This is a genomic window from Paenibacillus puerhi, assembly GCF_009846885.1.
GTDB classification, from domain to species: domain Bacteria; phylum Bacillota; class Bacilli; order Paenibacillales; family NBRC-103111; genus Paenibacillus_G; species Paenibacillus_G puerhi.
Window position 1 is genome coordinate 124406 of sequence record NZ_WUWM01000003.1, and the last position, 23594, is coordinate 147999.

Annotated in this window: 18 protein-coding genes; 6 read left to right on the forward strand and 12 right to left on the reverse strand. The window is 56.4% G+C overall.

Annotated features, from left to right (window positions below; genetic code table 11):
- Positions 1-22: 22 nt before the first annotated feature.
- From GSF01_RS04020 to GSF01_RS04030, 3 genes are all read right to left on the reverse strand, one after another.
- A complete protein-coding gene (locus tag GSF01_RS04020) occupies positions 23-538 on the reverse strand; it encodes a GNAT family N-acetyltransferase (RefSeq protein WP_159881734.1) in 516 nt (171 codons plus the stop codon).
- 77 nt (positions 539-615) lie between these two features.
- Positions 616-1239 carry an AAA family ATPase gene (locus GSF01_RS04025; protein ID WP_159881735.1) on the reverse strand — a complete coding sequence of 208 codons (624 nt, stop codon included), beginning with the start codon at positions 1237-1239 and terminating at the stop codon, positions 616-618.
- 175 nt (positions 1240-1414) lie between these two features.
- On the reverse strand, positions 1415-2257 hold the full coding sequence (locus GSF01_RS04030) for an SDR family oxidoreductase (RefSeq protein WP_159881736.1): 843 nt from the start codon (positions 2255-2257) through the stop codon (positions 1415-1417).
- Positions 2258-2715: 458 nt separating this feature from the next.
- Between GSF01_RS04030 and GSF01_RS04035 the strand changes: the two genes are divergently transcribed.
- The gene (locus GSF01_RS04035) at positions 2716-2934 is read left to right on the forward strand and encodes a cold-inducible protein YdjO-related protein (protein ID WP_159881737.1); all 219 of its coding nucleotides are present in this window, start codon (positions 2716-2718) and stop codon (positions 2932-2934) included.
- A gap of 174 nt (positions 2935-3108) precedes the next feature.
- The gene (locus tag GSF01_RS04040) at positions 3109-4467 is read left to right on the forward strand and encodes an MATE family efflux transporter (protein ID WP_159881738.1); all 1359 of its coding nucleotides are present in this window, start codon (positions 3109-3111) and stop codon (positions 4465-4467) included.
- Between the two features lie 240 nt (positions 4468-4707).
- Here the strand turns inward: GSF01_RS04040 and GSF01_RS04045 are convergent, their stop codons facing one another.
- From GSF01_RS04045 to GSF01_RS04075, 7 genes are all read right to left on the reverse strand, one after another.
- Entirely contained in the window at positions 4708-5949 is a 1242-nt protein-coding gene (locus tag GSF01_RS04045; RefSeq protein ID WP_159881739.1) for an aminopeptidase, read from the reverse strand.
- 261 nt (positions 5950-6210) lie between these two features.
- Entirely contained in the window at positions 6211-6690 is a 480-nt protein-coding gene (locus GSF01_RS04050) for a PaaI family thioesterase (protein ID WP_159881740.1), read from the reverse strand.
- Positions 6691-6810: 120 nt separating this feature from the next.
- The gene (locus GSF01_RS04055) at positions 6811-8487 is read right to left on the reverse strand and encodes an AMP-binding protein (protein WP_159881741.1); all 1677 of its coding nucleotides are present in this window, start codon (positions 8485-8487) and stop codon (positions 6811-6813) included.
- Between the two features lie 163 nt (positions 8488-8650).
- Positions 8651-10420, reverse strand: a complete 1770-nt coding sequence (locus GSF01_RS04060; RefSeq protein ID WP_159881742.1) for an acyl-CoA dehydrogenase family protein — start codon at positions 10418-10420, stop codon at positions 8651-8653.
- 36 nt (positions 10421-10456) lie between these two features.
- Entirely contained in the window at positions 10457-11641 is a 1185-nt protein-coding gene (locus GSF01_RS04065; protein WP_159881743.1) for an acetyl-CoA C-acyltransferase, read from the reverse strand.
- Positions 11642-11750: 109 nt separating this feature from the next.
- Positions 11751-14159 carry a 3-hydroxyacyl-CoA dehydrogenase/enoyl-CoA hydratase family protein gene (locus tag GSF01_RS04070; protein WP_235941268.1) on the reverse strand — a complete coding sequence of 803 codons (2409 nt, stop codon included), beginning with the start codon at positions 14157-14159 and terminating at the stop codon, positions 11751-11753.
- 5 nt (positions 14160-14164) lie between these two features.
- Positions 14165-16369, reverse strand: coding sequence for a (Fe-S)-binding protein (locus tag GSF01_RS04075; RefSeq protein ID WP_159881744.1), 2205 nt, complete (start codon positions 16367-16369; stop codon positions 14165-14167).
- Positions 16370-16691: 322 nt separating this feature from the next.
- Between GSF01_RS04075 and GSF01_RS04080 the strand changes: the two genes are divergently transcribed.
- Together GSF01_RS04080 and GSF01_RS04085 are read left to right on the forward strand one after the other, a co-directional pair.
- Entirely contained in the window at positions 16692-17456 is a 765-nt protein-coding gene (locus GSF01_RS04080) for an electron transfer flavoprotein subunit beta/FixA family protein (RefSeq protein WP_159881745.1), read from the forward strand.
- 70 nt (positions 17457-17526) lie between these two features.
- On the forward strand, positions 17527-18528 hold the full coding sequence (locus tag GSF01_RS04085) for an electron transfer flavoprotein subunit alpha/FixB family protein (protein ID WP_159881746.1): 1002 nt from the start codon (positions 17527-17529) through the stop codon (positions 18526-18528).
- 166 nt (positions 18529-18694) lie between these two features.
- Here the strand turns inward: GSF01_RS04085 and fsa are convergent, their stop codons facing one another.
- Together fsa and tkt are read right to left on the reverse strand one after the other, a co-directional pair.
- Positions 18695-19351, reverse strand: coding sequence for a fructose-6-phosphate aldolase (fsa, locus tag GSF01_RS04090; RefSeq protein WP_159881747.1), 657 nt, complete (start codon positions 19349-19351; stop codon positions 18695-18697).
- Between the two features lie 33 nt (positions 19352-19384).
- The gene (gene tkt / locus GSF01_RS04095) at positions 19385-21412 is read right to left on the reverse strand and encodes a transketolase (protein WP_235941270.1); all 2028 of its coding nucleotides are present in this window, start codon (positions 21410-21412) and stop codon (positions 19385-19387) included.
- A 118-nt stretch (positions 21413-21530) separates the two neighbouring features.
- Here tkt and GSF01_RS04100 point away from each other — a divergent pair, with 118 nt between their 5' ends.
- Together GSF01_RS04100 and GSF01_RS04105 are read left to right on the forward strand one after the other, a co-directional pair.
- On the forward strand, positions 21531-22421 hold the full coding sequence (locus GSF01_RS04100; RefSeq protein ID WP_159881748.1) for a LysR family transcriptional regulator: 891 nt from the start codon (positions 21531-21533) through the stop codon (positions 22419-22421).
- A gap of 395 nt (positions 22422-22816) precedes the next feature.
- Positions 22817-23245, forward strand: a complete 429-nt coding sequence (locus tag GSF01_RS04105) for an SRPBCC family protein (protein WP_159881749.1) — start codon at positions 22817-22819, stop codon at positions 23243-23245.
- Positions 23246-23594: the final 349 nt, after the last annotated feature.

Genomic DNA, 23594 nt, shown 5'->3' on the forward strand with positions numbered 1-23594 from the left:
GGCCATCTTCGAAAATATTTACTCAGTCTCTTATTAACTGTTCTTCAAAGTTCAAGATGTGACTTACGTTATGTATTCCCTCTACTCTCGAAAAACCCATGCTTATATATAATTTTTCAGCGATTGGATTTTCAGTATATAAGGTCAATTTCTTGAAATGCTGTTTCGCTTCATCCACTATTGTAAGTAACAATTGTTTCCCAACACCATTACCTCTGCACTTAGATAAAACATAAAAACGTCTTACTCGACCAACATCTATTTGATCGAGGTAGGGATCAATATTCAATCCACATATTCCAATAACCATATCTTCTTCCCTAGCTACATACAACGATTCCCCAGGCCTGTCAAATCTGTTATTTCCGCTATATTCATCCATGAAAATCTGACCAAATCTATGCCCCTCTGTCTTACTATCCTCAATTAACCTAATAATCTGATTCTGTTTAAGTGAAGTCACTCTTTCAATGATCATCGAGTATTCCCCCTCATTACCTGTTTTTGCTGATCTTTCATCGAACGTTTTTGCATTCATAACGTCGAGAACCTTAAGGCCCGAAGGGCCGGGTGGCTCTGCCACTCAGGTTCGCTAGATGTGTCCGTCTGATTCCATTAGATTCGTATTTGTTTTAATTTTATGATGAATCTATCCATCTTCTTTTTTATGATGCTTCTGTTATCCGGCTTCAACTCTAGGTTGCTCTCATTTGCAATTTGTGTAATGACTTCTTCAAGTTTTAAGTGATCTGTGTGAATATGTTTATGGAACATTTCCTTAGATAAAGCGGAAATACATCTGTCTATTTGCTTAGCCGGCCATGAGTTTTCATTATCTCCTCTGGATTTCAAGCGCTTTAATAATGTTTCTCGGTTTGCGAGTAAAGTAAAGTGATTGACCTCAATTCCATTTGCCCTCAACTTATTGACGATTTCTTTAAAATACTGGGGATTCGTTATCGTCATAGGAACAATAATAATTCCGGAATATTCTTTACTTATGGTCTGAAGAATTGAAAAGTTAATTTCCCGCCATATTTCATGATCTTGAAAATCGTCCTTCAATATTTGTCTTGGTGCATTTTTTCTAATAAAGTATCCAACATTCTCAGGATCAAAAACAAACGAATTTGGAATTCTTCTATTCAATTCGTAAGATACTGTTGACTTTCCGGATCCAAATGCACCATTAACCCAAAGGATCAATTGTTTTCGCCTCTTTTTTGTTTTAAATATCACTGCAATGCCCTATTCCTGAATTCCAGATTTTCAATAACTCCAACTATTATAACACAATATGGAAAACTATCAGGTGACTCGCACGTCCAAATACGCAAAAACCTCTAAAACCAAAGGTCTTAGAGGTCACATCTTTCTCGATCTCCCAATCTATACTACTTCTAGAAGGAATGCTTCACTTGATCATGCGTCCAACAAAACGTTCATACCATGCCCACGGCACGACCGCCCTGGTGAACAGTGCGAGAGATGAGCCCTTCCCCAGCGGATAGCGGAAACGAGGTTTCCTGAGGCCTACAATTTGGACGATTCGATCGGCGACCTCTTGGGGATCAGGCGCATTTTCTGCCGACTTTCTGGTAATACGAAGCGTCCGTTCTAGCAGGGAGCGGTAAGCGGAAGCTTCCGGCGCGTGTATGGTATCGAACCCTTTCTGCCAGATAGCCGTCCGGTAAGCCCCAGGCTCCAAAAGTACGACATGGACGCCGAACGGCTTCATCTCCAGACGAAGCGACTCACTGAAGCCCTCCACCGCGAATTTGGATACGGCATAGGCCCCATAGCCCGGAAAAGCAAATCTGCCGCTCATGCTGCCGATGTTGATGATACACCCGCCGCCGCGCTCGCGCATCATCGGGAGCACCGCCTTGGTGACGGCCATCAGACCGAATACATTTGTCTCCAGCTGTCTGCGGAACGCCTCCATCGGAACGTCCTCGATAAAACCTCCGACTGCGAATCCGGCATTGTTCACCAGTACATCAATCCGTCCGTATCGGCTTCGAACATCACCGATCACAGCTTCGATAGCTGCCGGTTCCGTAACATCGAGCACAGCCGTTTCGATACGACCCTCCACGCCATCGCGCCGGGCGCGCTCCATCAGAGGCTCTGATGAGGCCGGATTCCTCAGCGTAGCCATAACCCGAAACCCTTTATGCGCCAAGGCTACTGAGGTCAACAGCCCGAACCCGCTGGAGGCTCCGGTTACAAGCGCCACTTTCTGTTCCCTGCTCACACAACGCTCCTCCTCTTCGTGTTGGCATTCTTCTTCCCAGTATGCTGGAAAAACGGCTCAACGTAAAGCCTCGTCCTTTCCGATCGCTGGACTGGACAAATAATCGTCATATATTTGCGAGCACTTTAGGAAAACCTATGTACAGATAGGCGTGAACACGGTATGATTTACTAATGCCAACTGAAGGCCTACTGCCCGGACCTGTGCATTTGTCGGTTGCTTGTCATCATTCGTTGCGCTTATTTTACCGCTTGTGCGGCATTCGATACTCCCTATACCCGAGGTAAACTCCTGCCGCGGCCAACCCCCCACTTGCTTTGCAAGCGGGTGATTGGTGGCGGCTAATGCGCGTGTACGGCGGCCTTCGCCTGGAGAACACGAAAGCCAGCCACAAAGCCCTTCTGCATGAATGATCAAGAAGCGGTTACTATAGAGAGCATACAAGGGAGGTGCGAGTAATGAACTTGGAGAAGCAGGAAGCTCCCAAGCCGGAATTGAAACCTACTGTGATTTGGAAATGTAAAGATGCTGCATGCAAGGCATGGGTCCGCGAAGAGTTTTGCCCGACTCCGTATCCCGAGTGTCCGCTATGCAAGGGACCTACGATTCGAAGCTACAAGCATCTGGCCGCGGTATCCCTGGCGAAAAAGCCTCGTAAGGCTAAGAAAACGACCTAATTCTGCATACAGGAGGCTATCTTATTCCATTACCGGAATAAGGTAACTCCTTTCCCTCCCTGTCCCACGCCCCCTAGCTCCTATTTGCATATTTCCCGCTATGCTAAGGTCCTTATTGTCTGCTATAATGTTCGGAGTTTGCATGCTCAGATGAGGATCAGGAAGGAAGGCATTATGCAACAAACCTACACATACTCACAAAAAATCAGGCAGCTGCTCTCCATTTTACTGCCCGTGCTCGTCACTCAGCTCACCATGTTCGCCATGAGCTTTTTCGATATTTTCATGTCCGGACATTATAGCTCCGTCGATTTGGCAGGCGTCGCTATAGGCACTAGCCTATGGATTCCCGTACAAACCGGCTTAGGCGGCATATTATTTGCCGTTACCCCTATGATCGCGCAGCATCTCGGGGCGAAAAAGGAGAACCGAGTCTCCTTTCAGGTCGTGCAGGCTTTATTTTTAGCTACTACTATTTCAATCGTCGTCATTGCCGTCGGAGCTCTGGCGGTGAACCCCGTCCTCAATCTGATGAATCTGGAGCCCGCGGTGCACTCCATCGCTTTGCGCTATCTGGGGGTCATGGCCTTTGGCGTGCCGGCCTTCTTTTTGTATACCGTGCTTCGCTGCTTCTTCGACGGGTTGGGGCAGACGCGGATCAGCATGATGATCTCCCTGCTCTCGCTTCCTGTTAATGGACTTCTAAATTATGTATTTATCTATGGAAAATTCGGCGCTCCAGAGCTTGGCGGAGTCGGTACCGGAGTAGCCACAGCCGCGACCTATTGGCTGATGCTCGCTATTGCTGTAGGATTCACCGTAGCACATAAGCCGTTTTCCGTCTTCGGCATCCTGAGCCGCGTGTACCCGGTATCGTTCCCGGCCTGGAAGGAGCTGCTGGGCATCGGGATTCCGATCGGCTTCGCTATCTTCTTCGAAACCAGTATTTTCTCGGCCGTTACGATGCTGATGAGCCAGTTCAATACGATTACGATCGCTGCTCATCAGGCGGCCATTAATTTCGCTTCCTTTCTCTATATGGTCCCTTTGAGTATTTCGATGGGGTTGACTATTGTAGTAGGCTTCGAGGTAGGGGCCGGCCGATTCAAGGATGCCCGGCTGTATGGGTTCCTCGGTATCGGGCTGGCCATCGCTATGGCGGCCCTGTGTACCGTTGCACTGCTCTTGTTCGACAAGCAGATTGCCGGACTATATACCCGGGAGACCGCCGTGCTGGAGCTGACCCGGCATTTTCTCGCTTATGCGATATTCTTCCAGCTGGCAGACGCCATCGCCGCACCGATCCAGGGCGTGCTTCGCGGCTACAAGGACGTAAACGTCACTTTCTTTATCGCGCTGCTGTCCTATTGGGTCATCGGCCTGCCGCTTGGCTACGCGCTTGCCCGATTTACCACCCTCGGTCCATTCGGCTTCTGGGTTGGCTTGATCATAGGGCTGGCCGCTGGAGCCATCGGGCTGTATGCAAGACTTTCCCATATCCAGAGACGACTGGCGAAAACCGTTTTCGCTTAACAGAATATCTATTCCTCGCTCGATGCTGCCGAGTCTGCCGACCTGCACAGAAACAAATAAAACCGCTGTCCCAACTAACCGGGACAGCGGTTGTTCGCGTTACGGATTGATGAAGCTCAGCGATTTCAAGAGTCGGTGGATCATCGCGGCGCATTGACCGCGGTCCGCCGGCAGGCCAGTTGAATAGCTTTCCATAGCTATAACCAGACTTCTATACCAGTGACCGGGCCCCTTGTTCCACTATTTCACATCCAAAGCCCAATTCCCCCGCCGAAACACCGGCTCCCACGTGCCGTCCGGCAGCTCTCCATCGATGTCGAGCTCGGCGGATCCGACCATAAAATCGACATGCGTCAGGCTGACGTTCGCGCCGCGCTTCAGCAGCTCCTCTTGCGTCAGGGACGTCCCATTTTCGATCGTAAACGGATAGGCGCTGCCCAGAGCAAAATGACAGGAGGCATTTTCATCAATCCCCGTATTATAAAAAACGCGATTCAGATTGGAAATCGGTGAATCATGGGGGACGAGCGCAATTTCACCCAAATACCGGGCTCCTTCGTCCGTGTCCAGCAGATCGCGAAGATATTCGGCACCGGCTGCCGCCGTAAAATCGACCACTCGGCCTTCCTGGAAGGTCAGGCTGAACCCCTTGACGAGTCTACCGTTCAGATTGAGCGGCTTCGTGCTGGCAACCGTGCCGTTAACGCCGGTCCGTTTCGGCATGGAGTACACTTCCTCGGTAGGCATGTTCGCGACGAAATAAATGCCTTGATCGTCGGTAGTTCCTCCGCCATGCCAGATATGGCCCTCGGGAAGCTCCACGATCAGATCCGTACCGGGCGCCTTGTAATGAAACCGGCGGAACTTCTTCTCGTTCAGCACGCCCTTTACTTGGATCAGCGTCTGGATATGCTCCTGCCAAGCGGCGATCGGATCGTCTCTATCCGCACGCGTCATGGTGAAGATCGTTTCCCACATGGCGCTCACCCGCTCTTCTTCCGGCAGATCGGCGAAAACCTTGTTCGCCCAGGCCCGGGTCGGAGCCTTGACCAGGCACCAGCAGAACTTCTTGTTGCGCACATAGCCCTGGAATTTTTTCCGGGCCAAGGCAGCCGCTTTCGTCGCTCTCGTCACCTTCTGCGGGTCAATCCCTTGGTACAGCTCCGGATCAGGCACCTTAATATTAAGCAGCGCCCCTCCTCCTTCAGCCAGCTGCTCCATCATCGAAGCCGTCCAGGCCGGGTAATAGTCGAAGGATTCATCCGGTGCGTACTTGAACCGCGCTTTCGTCACTTCCTCGTCATCCCACTGCACCTGAACGTACCTGGCCCCCGCTTCGTAAGCCTTCCTGACGACCTTCCGGGTGAATTCGGCCGCTTCCAGCGGAGACTCGACGAACAGCACCTGCCCGGGCTGAACATTCACCCCGATACGAACGACCAGCTCTGCGTATTTATCCAACCTTTGGTCAAATAGATCCATGTGAACTTCCCCTCTTTCCTCGACTTATGTAGAGATAAGCCCGATAGCTTTATTATAAACCTGCTATATCTTCTAGTCCAAGCATTCGGCTTGCACGCCGTCAACGTTGCCCCGCCTTCCCGGCAAAATGAACATAGGACCTGACCCCGTTCAGGCCAGATCCTTATTCCGGGTTATCCGAAAAGAAGAAAGCAGACGATCCTCCTTCCCCACCCCTTATTCCCTGATTCTGGGCAAAAATCTGTAAGGGACTATGAGCGATCAGTCGTCGTTTTCCGCACTTGCGCCTGCACTTGCGCCTGCACCCGCGCCCGTTTCCCTTGCCGGCTTATGCTCAAGCACTCGAAATGTCCCCGTGCCAAATGTACACAAGGCCCCTTTGTCGTCATACACATGACCCTGAGCGGTGATCAGCTTGCGCGAGCTGTGTACGATCTCGGCCGTCACCTTAAGCGCCCCCTGCTCGACAGGCGCTACATAATGCAGATGCAGATTCGTCGTTACGACCGTGTCTTGCGGTCTGGCGGCCATCGCGACAAGGCCCATCGCCGAATCAAGCAGCGTCGCGCTCACTCCTCCATGCAGGATGCCGAGCGTATTCAGGTGATGGGGCTGAACCTCCAGCGCAACCTCGACACGCTCCGCGGATAGCGTCCGCAGCTCCGCTCCGATATGCGTCCAGAAGGTGCCAACAGCCGATTGCTCCATTCCCGCCAGAGAGACCGGTACTTCATTCTCCATCCTTCATCCTCCAATGCCGCCGGGCAAGCCTACTCCTGTCCGATCATAACCGTGCCGCTCCGCTACAAGACTGGTCCTGGTTCGAAGCGTCCGCTGTTGAATCAGCTCTTCGGCTAAGCCTCAAATCCTCCGCTGCTCCGCTTCCTCCTCGGCCAGCTTGCGGCGCAGCACCTTGCCCACGATCGTCTTGGGCAGACTGTCGCGGAATTCATAGATGCGCGGCACCTTGTACGCAGCCAGCCGTTCCTTGCACCAGGCCTTGAGCGCCTCGGCATCGCCTGAAGCGCCGGGCCGCAGGACGATGTATGCCTTGACCGTTTCGCCCCGGTACGGATCGACGGCCCCGGCCACGACAGCCTCCGCGATATCCGGGTGCTCGAACAGCACCTCCTCGACCTCCCGCGGATAAATATTGTAGCCGCCGGCGATGATCAGGTCCTTGCGCCGGTCCAGGATATAAAAATAACCGTCCTCATCCATTGTCGCCAAATCTCCGGTATATAACCACCCGTCCTTCAATACCGCCGCCGTCTCCACCGGGTTATTCCAATACCCCTTCATCACCTGAGGCCCCCGGATAATCAGTTCGCCAATCTCGCGGGCCGGCAGCTCTTCTCCCGTATCGGGGTTCACCACGCGGCTCTCCGTGTCCGGTAGCGGGATGCCGATGGAGCCAGGCTTGCGCTTCTCCCAAATATTATTGGCGTGCGTCACGGGGGAGGCCTCGGTCAACCCATAACCTTCGATCAGCTTGCCGCCCGTCATCCGTTCGAATTCCACCTGCACCTCATGAGGCAGCGAAGCCGCCCCGCTGATACAGAATTTGATCGATGACAGGTCATACCACTGCACATCGGGATGATGGATCAAGGAGATATACATCGTCGGTGCGCCCGGGAAAATAGTCGGCCTCAGCCGATGAATCGCCTTCAACACTTGATTGACCTCGAAGCGCGGGAGCAGAATGAGCGTTCCGCCCAGATACATCGACTGATTCATCAGCACCGTCATGCCGAACACATGAAAGAAAGGCAGGCCGGCCAAATACTTCTCCTCGGCAGGTGCAGACCGGTAAGCCCACAGTCTGCTCTGAATCGTATTGGCGGTCAGGTTGTAATGCGTCAGCATGACCCCTTTGGCCGTGCCCGTCGTTCCTCCCGTATATTGGATCAGAGCCAGATCCCGCTCAGCCTCGACCTGGCTGGACACCGGCTCCGAAGGCGATTCCCGCAGCAGCTTAAGCAAAGAAAGGACAGTGGAGCTATAAGCGACATCCCGCTTCTGGCCATCCCTCTTCGCCTTGAGCGGGTACAGCCATTTTTGGGGAAACGGCAAATAATCCTGAATGGAGGTTACGAGCACGTGCCGGACGACGGTCAGCGGAACGACCTTCATCACCCGTTCGAATAACAGATCAAGCGTAACCAATATTCGGGAACCGGAATCCTGCAGCTGATGCTCCAATTCTCGGGGCATATAGAGCGGATTGGTCATGACGACGATGCCTCCGGCAAGCAGGGAGCCGTAATAAGCGATGACCGCCTGCGGACAGTTGGGCAGCATGACCGCGATCCGCTCTCCGGGCCGTACGCCGAGACGCTGCAAGGCATGCGCGAACCGATAAGCGCTATCCAGCAGCTCGCGGTAAGCTACCTTGCGTCCGAGGAAATGCAAGGCGGTACGCTCCGGATATAAGGCGGCGGCCTGCACCAGAAAGTCGGCCACATTTTGCCTCGGATAGTCGTAAGTCTCCGGTACTTCAGCGGGATAATGTCTTAACCATGGCTTGCTGGACATGTCGACCACCCCTTGCCTGATGTCTGGTACCCGTTGATGCCCTTCTTATATAAGTTGAACGAAAGAATCGTATTCATGGCAGTGGACCGTGCGTGAACAACATACTCCGCCCCTTGACCGGCAAGGCGAACGAGAAGTCCATGCGCTTAGATCCTCAGGCGTCTTACACCACATAGCCCTCCGCTCCAATAACCCTCGCCGCGATGCTTCGCCTGAGCGCTACTGCGTTGACCTCCTGCCTGCGGGTCAGCTTCTTCAAGAGCGAAAGCTGGGTGCGGAGCGAGTCGCCCTCCTCCATGGCGGCCAGCGATTCCCTGGCCCAGCGTTCGAGCTGCGCGAAGGTATCGTGGACGAACACGGTCGTCATCTCGGCGGCATGCCTTCCTCTTTCCTCGCCGGACGCGGCTATCCGCTTTTTCGTCCGCAGCAGGGCGCTTTCCATCGCGTACACCGAGATCAGCATATCCGCCAGGCGGCTCAAAAGCTCTTGCTCCTCCTCCAGCTGCAGCTGATACTTCTGAACGGCCTGGGCCCCCGCCAGCAAAAATATCTTTTTCGCCATCGCGACCAGATGCGTCTCCTGCCCCAGCGCCCCTTCGAAGGACTGAGGCGGAATCAGCGACAGCAGCTCCGCCTGCAGCCCCATCGCCCTCTGCAGCAGCGGCAGCTCGCCCTTCATCGCGCGCTTGATCAACGTGCCCGGGATCAACAGCCGGTTGATTTCATTCGTCCCTTCAAAAATCCGGTTAATTCTGGAGTCGCGATAGATGCGCTCGATCCGGTAGTCCCGGATATACCCGTACCCGCCATGAATTTGGACGCCCTCGTCTGCGACGAAATCAAGCGTTTCCGACCCGAACACCTTGTTCACGGAGCATTCCAGCGCATATTCGGCGATCGCCTTGGCCGACGCATAGCCGTCATGACCAGCTCCGGGATTGACCTCGGACAACCCTTCGTCGAACAGACCGGCGGTGCGGTAGACCATGCTCTCCAGCACATAGGTGCGGATATTCATCTCGGCAAGCTTGCTGGCAATCAAGGGAAAGGAGGAGATTCGGCGTCCGAACTGCTCCCGTTCATTGGCATATCGGGCCGCGAAGCCGAGCGCGTCCTTGCAGCCCCCGACACAGCCCGCAGCCAGCTTGAACCTGCCGATGTTCAAGATATTGAATGCTATCAGATGCCCCTTGCCCGCCTCCCACAGCAGATTTTCGGCGGGCACTCGCACCTCCTCCAAAATAAGCGGACACGTCGAGGAGCCCTGGATGCCCATCTTCTCCTCCTCCGGCCCGATGCTGACCCCCTCCATCGTCCGCTCGACGATAAAGGTGCTGAACCCCTTGCCGTCCACCTTGGCATACACGATAAACAAATCCGCGAAGCCTGCATTGGTAATGAACTGCTTCGTGCCGTTCAGCGTATAGGAGGCGCCGTCCTCGGAGAGCTGCGCTGTTGTCCTCGCACCCAGCGCATCCGAGCCCGAGGCGGGCTCCGTCAGGCAGTAAGCGGCAATCCGCTCGCCGCTTGCAAGCGCCGGCAAATACTTGCGCTTCTGGTCCTCGCTGCCGAAGTAAACGATAGGCAGCGTGCCGATGCCGACATGCGCCCCGACGGTCAATGCGAACGACGAAGCCTTGGACAGCTTCTCCGTAATAAGCGTGGAGCCCAGCTTATCGAGGCCGAGTCCCCCGTACGCCTCCGGCACATCCGCCCCTAGCAGGCCCAGCTCGCCCGCCTTGCGAAGCAGCTTAACCGAAAGCTCATAGCTGAGCGCCTCAAGCTCTTCGTCATGAGGAGCTACCTCGCCCTCGATAAACTCCTCCGTCGTTCGGGCAATCATCCGGTGCTCTTCGCTGTAATCCTCCGGCGTGACGACGCCGTGAAAGTCGGCATCCTCCAGAATAAAGCTTCCCCCGATCGTTTTGCCCATTCCTCATCCTCTCCTTTTGGCTAGTTGCCTACCCGCCTATCCGCCGTGAACCTCGAACACCCCGGCCGCGCCCATCCCCCCGCCGATGCACATAGAGACGACCCCGATCCCGCCTCCCCGGCGGCGCAGCTCATGGATCAGCGTTGCAGTCAGCTTCGTTCCCGTGCAGCCGAGCGGGTGGCCGAGCGCTATCGCTCCTCCGTTGACATTCACCTTGGCTTCATCCAGCCCGAGCTCCCGGATAATAGACAAGCACTGCGAGGCGAACGCTTCATTGATCTCGAACAGATCGATGTCAGCGACCGACAAGCCCGCCTGCCTCAGCGCTTTGGGGATCGCTTCCACCGGGCCGACTCCCATCATCTCCGGCTCGACGCCGGCCAGCGCGAACGACCGGAACGTCGCCAGCGGCTTCAGACCGAGCGCCTGGGCCCGTTCCCCGCTCATCAGTACGGCGGCGGCGGCTCCGTCGCTCATCTGCGATGAATTGCCCGCCGTTACCGTCCCTCCCAGCTTGAACGCCGGGCGCAGACGGCTTAGCACCTCGGCCGTCGTATCCGCGCGCACGCCCTCATCCTGCTCCACAATCGAAGCACAGGCTTGCACGGCCCCATGCTCGTTCATCTGCTTCCACTCTGTATGCACCGGTACGATCTCGCTACGGAACCTCCCCTCCCGGATCGCAGCCGCCGCTTTCCGGTGCGAGCTTGCCGCGAAGCGGTCCTGCTCCTCGCGGGTGATGCCGTAGCGCAAGGCTACCTCTTCGGCCGTATGGCCCATGCCGATATAGACCTGAGGCATCGTTTCGACGATCCTCGGATGCGGCGATACCTTGAAGCCCGTCATCGGCACGTGGCTCATGCTCTCCACCCCGCCTGCGATCAGCACATCGGCCGCTCCGACCCGAATGCGTTCCGCCGCGAACGCGAGAGATTGCAGGCCCGACGCGCAGAACCGGTTGATCGTAAGCGCCGGCACAGCGACGGGGAAACCCGCATACAGCGACATGATCCGGGCGAAGTTCAAGCCCTGCTCGCCTTCGGGCATCGCACAGCCGATCAGGATATCCTCGACGTCCGCCTTACGCAGGCCGGGCGTCCGTTCGACGACGGCTTCCAGCACGGCCTTGCCGAGGTCCTCGGCCCGGGTCTGAGCGAAGCCGCCCTTCTTCGCCTTGCCGACCGGGGTCCGGACGATCGATACGATGACCGCTTGTTTCATAGTAAATCCACCTCGCTTCCGATTAGTCCGCTCAAGAAACCGGCCCGGCGCACTAGTCCGTATGAGCTCCCGTGCCGTTCAGTCGATATGGAGAAGCACGCCACGAGCCTCAGTTGCGGAGCGCCTTTCCCTTGGCCAGCATATGCTGCATCCGGGCTTGGGTCTTCGGTTCGCCGCACAAGCTGAGAAACGCTTCCCGCTCCAGATCGAGCAAATACTGCTCGCTCACGAGCGATCCGGCAGGCACGTCGCCTCCGGCCAGCACATGAGCAAGCTTGCCTGCGATCTTCAGGTCGTGATCGCTGATGTATCCCCCCCGCCTCATCGCATAAGCGCCTAGCTGAAGCACGGCCTTGCCTTCCGCGCCGACGACGCGTATCTTCTCCTCGGGGATCGGCTCGTAGCCGCCCTTCACGAGGCCGAGCACGGCGTTTTTAGCTTCGTAAATCCGGTGATCCGAATTCATCACGACCCGGTCGCCCGGCTGGAAGAGGCCGAGTGCGAATGCCTCATGAGCGCTTGTCGACACCTTGGCCATGCCCACGGTCTCGAAGGCCAGATTGATGGCGGGCTGGATATCCGCCCCTGCCAAGCGGGCCGCCCCCCGGCTGCTGCGCAGCGCCAGCTCCTTGCAGCCGCCTCCTGCCGGGATCAGTCCGACGCCCGCCTCGACGAGTCCGTAGTACGTCTCGGCGGCGGCGACGATGCGATCGGCCGGCATGCAGGCCTCGACGCCTCCCCCCAGCGTCATCCGATGCGGAGCCGCTACGACCGGCTTTTCAAAGCGCTTCAGCTGCAGCATGGTGTTCTGAAACAGACGAATAATATGATCGATTTCATCCCATTCCTCGTCCTGCGCTTCCATCAGCAGAAGCATCAGATTGGCGCCGACGCAGAAGTTCCGGCCCTGGTTAGCGATGACAAGACCTTCATAGCGACGGCGAACCTCATCCAGACTGCGCTGGATCATCGTCAGGATGTCAGCTCCGATGGCATTGCTCGGCGAATGAAACTCCAGGCACGCCACCCCGTCTCCCAAATCGAGCAGACTCGCTCCGGGATTCGACAGAACCACTTGCTTGCGCTCCTTCAACGCAGCAAGCGAGATGTGCCCCGGCTCCTCCTCCGCCTGCTTGTATGCTCCCCCGCTCACGTAGAACGTCTGGCCCTCTTGCTTGCGATAGAACGAGGTATGGCCTTCGGCGATCCATTCCTTCACCCATGCCGGAACGTCCGTCCCCTCCGCTTCCATCCGCTGTACGGAACGAACCAGCCCTATCGCATCCCACAGCTCGAACGGCCCCAGCTCCCAATTAAAGCCCCACTTCATCGCATCGTCGATCTCGCGGATCGTATCCGCGATCTCTCCGAGCTTATCGGCGGCGTACACAAGCACCGGCTTGAGTACACGCCAGGCAAAGTCCGAATACCGGTCGCCTGCCGACAGGAGCGCCTTGGTCTTTTCCCCCGCACCCTTCGCAAGCTTTGCCGCCTCCAGAGAAGCAGAGCCGGGCTTCCGGGCCGTTTCGTACTGCATCGTGTTCAGATTCAGCGCCCATATTTCGCTGCCGCCCGCGCCCTTCTTCTTCAGGTAAAAGCCTTGGCCCGACTTTTCGCCGAGCCAGCCTCTCGCCACCAGATCGTCCAGCACCCGGGGCAGCCTGAACCTCTCGCGCTCCGCCTCATCCTCCATATGGTCAGCCACATTGCCCGCAACATGCAGGAAGGTATCCAGACCGACCAGATCCAATGTGCGAAACGTCGCGCTTCGAGGGCGTCCCATGGCGGGACCTGTGATCGCATCGGCCTCTTCTACGGTAAGGCCCTGGGCCTGCATTTCCTGCAGCGTAACAAGCAGCCCGTACGTGCCGATCCGGTTGGCAATAAAGTTGGGCGTATCCTTGGCAAGCACGACTCCCTTCCCGAGCCGGCGCTCGCAGAATTGCTTCATTCGGGCGATGACTGCCGCGTCGGTCAGCTTGCCGGGCACTAGCTCCAGCAGCTTCATATATCGTGGAGGATTGAAAAAATGAGTGCCGAGAAAGTGGCTCTTGAACGCCTCGCTGCAATGCTCCGACATCGCATCAATGGAGAGGCCGGACGTGTTGGAGCTCACAATGATGCCGGGCACCCAGTACTCCTCGAGCCTAGAGAGCAGCTGTCTTTTCACTTCCAGCTTCTCGACGATCACCTCGATGACCCAGTCCGTTTCGGAGATCAGAGGGAGATGATCGTCCAGATTGCCCGGCGTGATCCTTTGGGCGAAGGCCTCGTCATAGAAAGGCGAGGGCTTCGCCTTCTTCATGGACTCGACCGCTTGGACGGCAAGCCGGTTGCGGACGGAGGGGTGCTGCAGAGAGAAGCCCCGGGCCGTCTCGTCTGCTGCAAGCTGATCGGGAACCCTATCCAGCAGCAGACAGGGTATCCCAGCGTTAGCCAGATGAGCTGCAATGCCTGCGCCCATGACACCGGCGCCGATGACGGCAGCTTTGCGAATTTGCCTTTGTCCATCCATCATCTTCCTTACCTCCCCTTTCCGAATACGGACTGCTCCAGCAGCTCCGCGATATCTCGCGCCTGAACGCGCTCCTGAACCTCCTTCTGCTTCGTTCCGTCCTCCAGCATCGTCAGACAGTACGGACAGGCGCTGCTGATGACCGTCGGTTCTGTCGCCAGCGCCTGCTCGGTACGCGCGACATTGATGCGCTTGACCCCGGCCTCCTCCATCCACATCATGCCTCCCCCCGCGCCGCAGCACATCGCATTGTCCCGGGATCGCTCCATTTCCACCAGCTCCACGCCCGGTATGGCCCGCAGCACATCGCGGGGCTGGTCATACACACCGTTGTACCGTCCGAGGTAGCAGGAATCATGGTACGTGATGCGTTCGCTCACGCGATGCCGGGGCTTCAGCCGTCCTTCCCGAATAAGCCGGTCCAGCAGCTCGCTATGATGCAGGACCTCCACCCCCTCCATCCCGAAGTCCGGATATTCATGCTTGAGCGTATTGTACGTATGCGGACAGGCCGTCACGATCCGCTTGACGCCGTAGCGTTCGAACGCCGCTATGTTATCCGCGCACAGCTGCTGGAACAGCAGCTCGTTGCCCAGTCTGCGCGGCGTATCGCCCGAAGCTTTCTCCTCGCTGCCGAGAATGGCGAAGCTGACGCCGGCCTCGCCCAGCAGCCGGACGAAGGCTCGGGATACTTTGCGGCTCCTCAAATCATAGGAGCCCATCGAGCCGACGAAGAACAAGTAGTCGAAGTCCGGGTTCTCCCGGACCGTCGGCACGGGTATGCCGCCGAGCTCCGCTGTCCAGCGGCTCCGTTCGCTGCGGCTGATCCCCCAAGGGTTGCCTTGCCGCTCGATATTCTGAAGCGCCCGCTGCGCTTCATGCGGCATGCTGCCCTGCATCAGCACCAGATGACGGCGCAGATCGATGATCTTGTCGACATGCTCGTTCCCGACCGGGCATTGCTCCTCGCAGCTGCGGCAAGTCGTGCAGGACCAGATCTCTTCTTCGGTGATGACGCCGCCGATCAGCTGAACCTGTTCGACGGCTGTGCCGTCCGAAGCGGGCTGCCAGGCCGCTTCCTGCCAGTTCATTGTGGGGCCTATGTCCGTTATGGTAGCGAAGGGCGGCGGGGACGAGGCTTCTTCCGTGGACTTAGCCGAGGATAGGTGCGCCGAAGGGGATGCAGAGGATAATGCGAGTGCGTGCATCTGATGAATTTTCGGAGGCGAATGAGGGAGAAAGCCGGGCACCCACGGAGATTTGGACGTTATCGCCGCCCCCTTTTCCAGCAAATGGTCACGGAGCTTGGAGATCAGATGCATCGGCGAAAGCGCCTTGCCCGTCCCCGAGGCGGGACATGCATTCGTACATCGTCCGCACTCGACGCAGGCGTAGAAATCGAGCATTTGCTTCTGCGTAAAGTCCTCTATGCGACCCGCTCCGAACGATTCTGCCGTTTCATCCTCCAGATCGAGCTTCCTCAGCCGTCCCGCCGGTTCCTTGCGCCTCAGCCAAAGGTTAATCGGCGCCGTGATGATATGAAAATGCTTGGACTGAGGCACATAGACGAGAAAGGCAAGCAGAATCAGCAGATGCGCCCACCATGCCGCATAGAAGGCGACCGCGGCGATGCCGCCGGACATGAAGGTCCCGAACCCGCCGGCGAGCACTGAGGAGATGGGAGCGTAGCGGCTTGCGGGGAGCCCCAGCCACAGCCGCTCGAAGCCCAGAGACAGCAGCACGGACAGCATAAGTAAGAAGATGAACCAGACGACGATACTAGGCTTCCAGCCTCTTTTCAATCTCGGCAGCTTCTCGCCATAACGGCGGTAGGTCGCATACGCCATCGCCGCCAGCACGAGCAGCACAGTTATTTCCTGAAGAAAGCCGAAGGTCTCGTAGGCGGGGATGGGAAGCGGACGCCCGCCTGTCAGTCCCTTGACGATCAAGTCTGCGGCACCGAGCTGCAGCAGGATGAATCCGTAGAAGATGACCGCATGCATCACCCCGCTGCGCTTATCCTTCAGCAGCTTCGTCTGTCCGAATACTTCGGCTAAAAAGGACGCAAGCCTTTCTTCATGGCGTCGCTTGAAGTCCGCCGGCGCCCCCAGCTTCATATACAAGTAGCGGTGAACCACAGCTTTCCCGAACAAATAAACTCCGTATCCGGTTACACCCGCGAACAGAAGCGCATGAAAAAGCGACAGGTTCATGGCTCCATCCCTCCTTCCTTTACGCTTGCATCACGATCGATAAGCGTACGCTTGCGTTCGTGCTGTACCCGCGCGAGCGCCCGCAACAAACACACATAAAATGAGAAACAGCGCAATAGGTTGGCATTAAGGCACCGCGGAGCGCAATGAAGCGGTTACGCCATCGGTACGATTCATTTATATTTCGGAAGTACGAAAGATATCCTTACTTCATTGCCAGCGTCGCAAGTATTCGTTGGCCGCTAGGGTCCCATGCCGGGATGCCGATGGGTAGACTTGCTGCACAGCGTCAGGAAAGTTATTCGCAAGGGAGGCCATAGAGATGAACATCATCGTACTGGCGAAGCAAACCTTGGATACCGAGGAAAGGATACTCATCAAGGACGGCAAGGTGGCGGAGGACGGCGCCAAGTTTATTCTTAACCCGTACGACGAGTATGCCGTGGAGGAGGCGATCCGGCAGAAGGAGAAGAACGGAGGTCGCATCACCGTCCTGTCTGTCGGACCGGAGCGCAGCGCGGAAGCTCTGCGGACAGCGCTCGCGATGGGGGCAGACGAGGCGGCACTCATCTCGGATGAAGGGCTTACGGACGAATACGGCGTATCCCTCGCGCTGGCCGCTTATGTGAGGCAGCATGGCTGCGATCTGCTGCTGGGCGGGAGCTTCTCCGTCGACAACGGCGCGGGTCAGGTTGCTGTGAGGGTGGCCGGGCTGCTCGGCATTCCTCATACGTCCTCCATCACTCGTCTGGAGATCGACGGCGGCCGGGCCGTCGTCCTGCGCGACGCCGAAGGGGACAGCGAGACAGTCGAGGTCGTTCTGCCGGCTTTATTCACCGCCCAGCAAGGTCTGAATGACCCTCGCTATCCGTCGCTGCCGGGCATCATGAAGGCCAAGAAGAAGCCCTTCCGCTGCTTGCAGCTGGCAGATCTCGGCCTCAGCGAAGCGGATGTCGCTCCCCGGACGGAAAGAACCTCGCTCTCCCTTCCGCCGGATCGTCCCGCCGGCAGACGTCTATCCGGCGAGCCGAAGCAGCAAGCGGCGCAGCTGGTCCGGCTGCTGCAGACCGAGGGGAAGCTATGGTGAATGGCTAGCGCGCGTCCATCGGGATCGCATTACTTTGAATTATGCACGCGCAGGAAGGGAGGAGTTCCATGTGGGACGTACGTATTTGGTCATAGGGGAAATTCGGGGAGGCAAGCTCCGTCAGACGACAAAAGAGATCATCGGGGCGGCTCGACTGGCCAAGGAGGATGGAGACCGGATCGTCGCCGTATTGCTCGGCTATGAGGTGAACGCCTTTGCTGCCGAGGCGGCCCGCTTAGGGGTGGATCAGGTAGTGGTGGCCGATCGCCCGGCGCTTGCGCATTATAACCCCGAAACTTACATACCCGTGCTGACCTCCATCCTTCAGGAGACCGCGCCCTATGCGGTCTTCTTCGGCCACACGGCGGCAGGCCGCGACTTGGCGCCTCAAGCGGCGGCACTGCTCGGGGCGGGGCAGGTCTCGGACGTCATATCACTCGAAAAGGACGGAGGGGACCTGCTCTTTACCCGCCCCCTGTACGCGGGCAAGGCATTTGAGAAAAAAAGATTTCTGCATGGGCCGCTTATCGTAACCTTCCGGCCCAATAATATTCCCGGTGCCGAACCGATAGACGGCGACGGGGCGGAAATTGTCGAGGCGACATGGACTGCGCCGGATCCGGCTTCGTCCTCCGATGGGAGCGCTCTTCGCTCCATCGTCAAGTCCGTCGTCCGGAACGCCTCGGACAGGATCGATCTGACCGAGGCCCGCATCGTCGTCTCCGGCGGGCGCGGCGTCAAAAGCGCAGAAGGCTTCGCGCCGTTGCGGGAGCTCGCCGCGCTGTTGAATGCAGCCGTAGGCGCATCGCGCGGCGCTTGCGATGCGGGCTACTGCGACTATGCGCTGCAGATCGGACAGACCGGCAAGGTCGTCACGCCGGAGCTGTACATCGCCTGCGGCATCAGCGGGGCAATCCAGCATCTGGCCGGGATGAGCCAATCCCGGATAATCATCGCCATCAACAAGGATCCCGAGGCGCCGATCTTCCAGGTCGCCGACTTCGGGATCGTCGGCGACCTGTTCGAGATCGTGCCGCTGTTGACGGAGGAGCTGCGGGAAGCTTTGGCATAATACGTGCACGCGCTCTAACCAAACCCCTCTAAAGCGGCGAAACTGTACTAGTGGATAGACGAAAAACCCGCCTGGACTAGCGCGAAATCACGCTAGTCCAGGCGGGTTTTCTTTTCCGGAAGTCCGGACCGTCAGCCGGCCCGCCCTCCATTCTGTTTAATTGGGATTAGAACGAGCTCAGCTTGGCCGATTCCCAATCCGCCAGGAAGCGCTCGATACCGCTATCCGTCAGCGGGTGCTTGATCATCGACTCGATGACCTTGTATGGAACAGTCGCGATATGCGAACCATGCAGAGCCGCTTCGATCACGTGAGCGGAGTGGCGCACGCTAGCGGAAATAATTTCGGACTCGATGTTATGCGTTTGGAAAATTTGCGCGATTTCCTTGATCAGGTTCAGGCCGATCTGGTTAATATCGTCCAAACGTCCGATGAACGGAGATACGTAGGTTGCGCCAGCACGTGCAGCCAGCAGCGCTTGCGTCGAGCTGAAGATCAGCGTAACGTTCGTTTTGATGCCGAGCTCGCTGAAAATTTTCGTAGCCTTAAGACCGTCAGCGGTCATAGGCAGCTTGATGACGACGCCTTCGCCGAGCTTCGCCAGCTTCTTGCCTTGCTCGACCATTTCGTCAGCCTTCAGGGAAATAACTTCGGCACTAATCGGCAGGTTGCCGACGATGGAGATGATTTCCTTTACCGTTTCGAAGAAGTCGCGCCCTTCTTTAGCGATCAGCGACGGGTTCGTCGTTACGCCTGCAATAACGCCCAGCTCGTGAGCCTTGCGAATTTCTTCCACATTTGCCGTATCGATAAACAGTTTCATAGTCAATCCCTGCCTTTTCTTTGTTTGGTTGGATTAAGCGAAATAACGATCCTTGATCTGTTGTACAATAGCTTCTGTTGTAAATCCATACTCGCGGATGACCTTGTCAGCCTTGGCCGATGCGCCGAACTTGCGGATGCCGACAACGAATCCGTCTCCGTTCAACACTTCGTCCCAGCCGGACGGGTAGGTCATCTCGATGACGACCTTGGCCTTCACCTGCGGAAGGACGACCGAGTGGCGGTAAGCCTCTTCCTGCTGCTCGAACAGCTCGCGGCTCGGGACACTGACGACGCGGGCATGAATGTTTTCTTCTGCCAGCTTCTTCTGTACATCCAGGGCCAGAGCAACCTCCGAGCCGGTCGCGATCAGCTGGACATCCGGCGTTTCGCTGCCGCCGGCATCAAGCACGTAGCCGCCGCGTCCGATGTTGGCGAAAGCCAGCTCCGACGTGCCCGGCAACACCGGCAGATTCTGCCGGGTCAGGGCAAGTACGAACGGCCCTTGCTTCGCCTGAACCGCATATTCCCAAGCTGCAGCCGTCTCGTTGGCATCCGCGGGGCGGAACAGCGTTAGATCCGGGATCATCCGCAGCGAAGGAATCTGCTCGATCGGCTGGTGCGTCGGGCCGTCTTCGCCGACCGCGATGCTGTCGTGAGTGAATACGTACACCACGGGCAGCTTCATCAGAGCCGACAGACGGATCGCACCACGCAGATAATCGCTGAACACGAGGAACGTGCCGCCGAACGCCTTCACGCCGCCATGAAGCAGCATGCCGTTGAGCGCTGCGCCCATCGCGAATTCACGAACGCCGAACCAGATGTTGCGTCCCGCATAGTTGCTGGCATCAAATGCCGGTGCCCCGTTGATCATCGTCATGTTGGAGCTTGCCAGGTCAGCCGAACCGCCCAGCAACAGCGGATTCGCTGCTGCCAGTGCATTGATCGCCTGACCGGATGCGGTCCGAGTGGAGATAGGCGCGTGATCTGCCGCATAACGAGGCAGGCCTGCGTTCCAGCCCTCAGGCAATTCTCCCTGCATAGCACGCTCGAACTCGGCAGCGAGCTCCGGATAAGCCGCGCGGTAACCGGCAAGCAGCTCCAGCCATGCTTGCTCCTTCTTGGCTCCTTGCTCCTTCAGCTCGGCGAAGTGCGCCAGCACCTCATCCGGCACGTAGAAGTCCGGCTCAGCCGGCCAGTTCAGCGCCTGCTTCGTCAAGGCAACCTCTTCCTTGCCGAGCGGGCTGCCGTGCGTGCCGCCGCTGCCACCCTTGCCAGCCTTGTTCGGGCTGCCATAACCGATCGTCGTCTTGATCTCGATCAGCGTCGGACGCTCGGTGTCGGCCTTGGCCAGCGCGATCGCTTCCGCCACTGCATCGACGTCGTTCTCCTCGTCCACACGCAGGTACTGCCAGCCGTAAGACTCGAAGCGGCTCTGTACCCGTTCGGAGAACGACATGCTCAGCTCCCCGTCCAGGGAAATATCGTTCGAATCATACAACACGACCAGCTTGCCCAGCTTCAGGTGTCCGGCCAGCGAAGCCGCCTCGGAGGAGATGCCTTCCATCAGGTCGCCGTCGCCGCAGATCGCATACGTATGGTGGTCGACGACCGGGTAGCCCTCCCGGTTGTACACGGCAGCCATGTGAGCTTCCGCCATCGCCATGCCGACTGCCATCGCCACGCCCTGACCGAGAGGTCCGGTCGTCGCTTCGACACCGACGGTATGGCCGAATTCCGGATGCCCCGGAGTCAGGCTGCCCCATTGACGGAACTGCTTGATATCGTCCAGCGTCAGTCCGTAGCCGCTCAGATAAAGCAAGCTGTAGAGCAGCATCGAGCCATGTCCGGCCGACAGCACGAACCGGTCGCGGTCTGCCCACTGGGCATGCCCCGGATTATGTTTCAGGCGGCGGGCCCATAGCGCATAGGCCATCGGAGCCGCACCCATCGGCATGCCGGGATGACCCATATTGGCCTTCTCCACGGCGTCGATCGTCAGCGTCCGGATCGTATTGATGCTCAAGCTCTCGACGTCAGCTATTGTAGTCGTCTTCAATCTTACCAGCCCCCATTCCAGAAATAACAGTTTCTTTTCTTCAATACCTTCTATTATAATGAAAGAGTTTCCATTGATATAATTGATAGTTTCAATATTAGATATAGAAGGTGTCTATATGATAAGTCTGGAATTGTATAAAGTTTTTTATTTGACCGCCAAGCTCGGCAGCTTGTCCAAGGCCGCCAAAGCGCTGTACATTACCCAGCCGAGCGTGACGCATGCGATCAAGCAGCTGGAGCAGCAGCTTGAGCTTCCCCTATTCGCCCGCACCTCCAAAGGAGTGGAGCTGACGAAGGAGGGGGCGGTGCTGCTCCCTTATATTGAACAGGCCTACAATTTTATCTCGCTCGCGGAGGAAAAGCTGAAGGAGCTCAAGAACATTGCCGGAGGGGAAATTAAGATCGGGGGCAGCGACTCGCTGTGCAAGCATTACCTGCTTCCGTTTCTGGAGTCGTTCCATGCGGACTATCCGAATGTACAGATCAATCTCGTGCACGGCACGACGCCAGAGATCGTCAAGGAGCTGAAGGACGGCAAGATCGACATCGGCATTGTCCGGATGCCGCTCAACGACAGCCAACTGATCGTGCGGCAAGGCATCACCCTGCAGGACTGCTTCGTGACCGGTGTGAAATACCGGGAGCTCGCCGAGCATACGGTATCGATGGAACGTCTGCTGGAGCATCCGATTATCCTGTTCACCCGCAACAGCAGCTCGCGCAACTTCATCACCCGGCTGTTCCGCGAGCGGGGCTTCGACCTGCATCCCGATATCGAGCTCGGGAGCGTCGATCTGCTGATCCAGTTCGCCAAAATCGGCTTCGGCATTTCCTTCGTCACCCGCGAGTTTGTCGCTAGCGAGCTTGAGGAGGGCACCCTGTTCGAGGTCAAGCTGGACCTGCCCATTCCATCGGCCCAAATCGGCATCATTACCTTGAAAAACATGCCGCTGTCGCAAGCCGCCTCCGCCTTCGTGCGCAGGCTTGAGATTGAAGGCGGAGCGTGACTAATTGCAATAACTGAGGTTGTCGATTCATTGTGAGTAACTGAGTTGACACGTTCTGCTTTCGCTAACGGACCTCAGAGTCTCTATTTGCAGCATTTTCGCGATATTGAAAATCTAACGGACTCAGATGACGCTATTTGGTGCATTTCCGCCCATTCTATGCGGTTTTGACGTAAGTAAGGTCGTCTGTGTCCGTACAATTTGAACAGGCCCCATTTTTGTGAAATAGCGACTGTGGTGTCCGTTACGTTCAGCCTTTACTTAACTGCGCTGCCGTCCACAATGAATCGACAGCCTCATAACTGTAACATAGCAATCCAAAAGAAACTATTCTATTCATCATATATTATCATAAGCATCAAACATATATTATTGCAGTTAGAAAGGAGTAAGGCATGGCAAATATCGAGCACTTGCAAACCGTACATGTTCCAGCGTCGAAGGTGTATGAAACGTTAACCACCGCTGAAGGTCTGTCGGAAATATGGACCAATGAACTCATTATTCATAATCAGATTGGCTCTATTAATGAATTTCGATTTGGCAGCAATGACATAACTAAGATGAGAATAGAGGAATTGATCGCTAATAAAAAAGTCGTTTGGCAGTGTATAGATTCAGATCCAGAATGGATTGGCACGATGATTTCCTTTGATATTCAAGAGAAGAACGGGAAGTCTTATATTACATTGCGTCATATGAACTGGAAAGAAGTAACGCCATTTTATCGCTCCTGTAACTACAACTGGGCTATTTTCCTTTATAGTCTCAAATCTTATTGCGAAGATGGCGAAGGTCTCCCCTATCATAAACGTAAGTTTTAATAAGTTAAGTTATACTGCTCATTCCACTAATTCATGTTAGTAGACAGGCCTCACTCCCCATTCCAGGTCGGAAAAAATGCCAAAGTGCAGGTTTTCTCACATAAATTGCTTTCCTAGGGGAAAAGCCTGAAATCATGCAGGAATTTTTGCGATTTTTCTCTGAACAACGGGTTAAGCGAAAAATAGATGCACGTTTGCAGGAGTTTTGCTCGGTGGTCAACTATAAGAATCAAAAGATGTACACCTGCAGGTTTTTACGCACATGATGGATTTTGCCGATGAAGATTGAGCCAATGTTACCATCTTAAGTTCAACCCATGTAGATCCTTTTGATAGATAATTGCTCTTC

Excerpts from the sequence above, each read along its gene's own strand:
- GSF01_RS04020 (WP_159881734.1), bottom strand. The coding sequence starts at position 538 with ATGAATGCAAAAACGTTCGATGAAAGATCAGCAAAAACAGGTAATGAG.
- GSF01_RS04035 (WP_159881737.1), top strand. The coding sequence starts at position 2,716 with ATGAACTTGGAGAAGCAGGAAGCTCCCAAGCCGGAATTGAAACCTACT.
- GSF01_RS04040 (WP_159881738.1), top strand. The coding sequence starts at position 3,109 with ATGCAACAAACCTACACATACTCACAAAAAATCAGGCAGCTGCTCTCC.
- GSF01_RS04045 (WP_159881739.1), bottom strand. The coding sequence starts at position 5,949 with ATGGATCTATTTGACCAAAGGTTGGATAAATACGCAGAGCTGGTCGTT.
- GSF01_RS04050 (WP_159881740.1), bottom strand. The coding sequence starts at position 6,690 with ATGGAGAATGAAGTACCGGTCTCTCTGGCGGGAATGGAGCAATCGGCT.
- GSF01_RS04055 (WP_159881741.1), bottom strand. The coding sequence starts at position 8,487 with ATGTCCAGCAAGCCATGGTTAAGACATTATCCCGCTGAAGTACCGGAG.
- GSF01_RS04060 (WP_159881742.1), bottom strand. The coding sequence starts at position 10,420 with ATGGGCAAAACGATCGGGGGAAGCTTTATTCTGGAGGATGCCGACTTT.
- GSF01_RS04065 (WP_159881743.1), bottom strand. The coding sequence starts at position 11,641 with ATGAAACAAGCGGTCATCGTATCGATCGTCCGGACCCCGGTCGGCAAG.
- GSF01_RS04070 (WP_235941268.1), bottom strand. The coding sequence starts at position 14,159 with ATGATGGATGGACAAAGGCAAATTCGCAAAGCTGCCGTCATCGGCGCC.
- GSF01_RS04075 (WP_159881744.1), bottom strand. The coding sequence starts at position 16,369 with ATGAACCTGTCGCTTTTTCATGCGCTTCTGTTCGCGGGTGTAACCGGA.
- GSF01_RS04080 (WP_159881745.1), top strand. The coding sequence starts at position 16,692 with ATGAACATCATCGTACTGGCGAAGCAAACCTTGGATACCGAGGAAAGG.
- fsa (WP_159881747.1), bottom strand. The coding sequence starts at position 19,351 with ATGAAACTGTTTATCGATACGGCAAATGTGGAAGAAATTCGCAAGGCT.
- GSF01_RS04100 (WP_159881748.1), top strand. The coding sequence starts at position 21,531 with ATGATAAGTCTGGAATTGTATAAAGTTTTTTATTTGACCGCCAAGCTC.
- GSF01_RS04105 (WP_159881749.1), top strand. The coding sequence starts at position 22,817 with ATGGCAAATATCGAGCACTTGCAAACCGTACATGTTCCAGCGTCGAAG.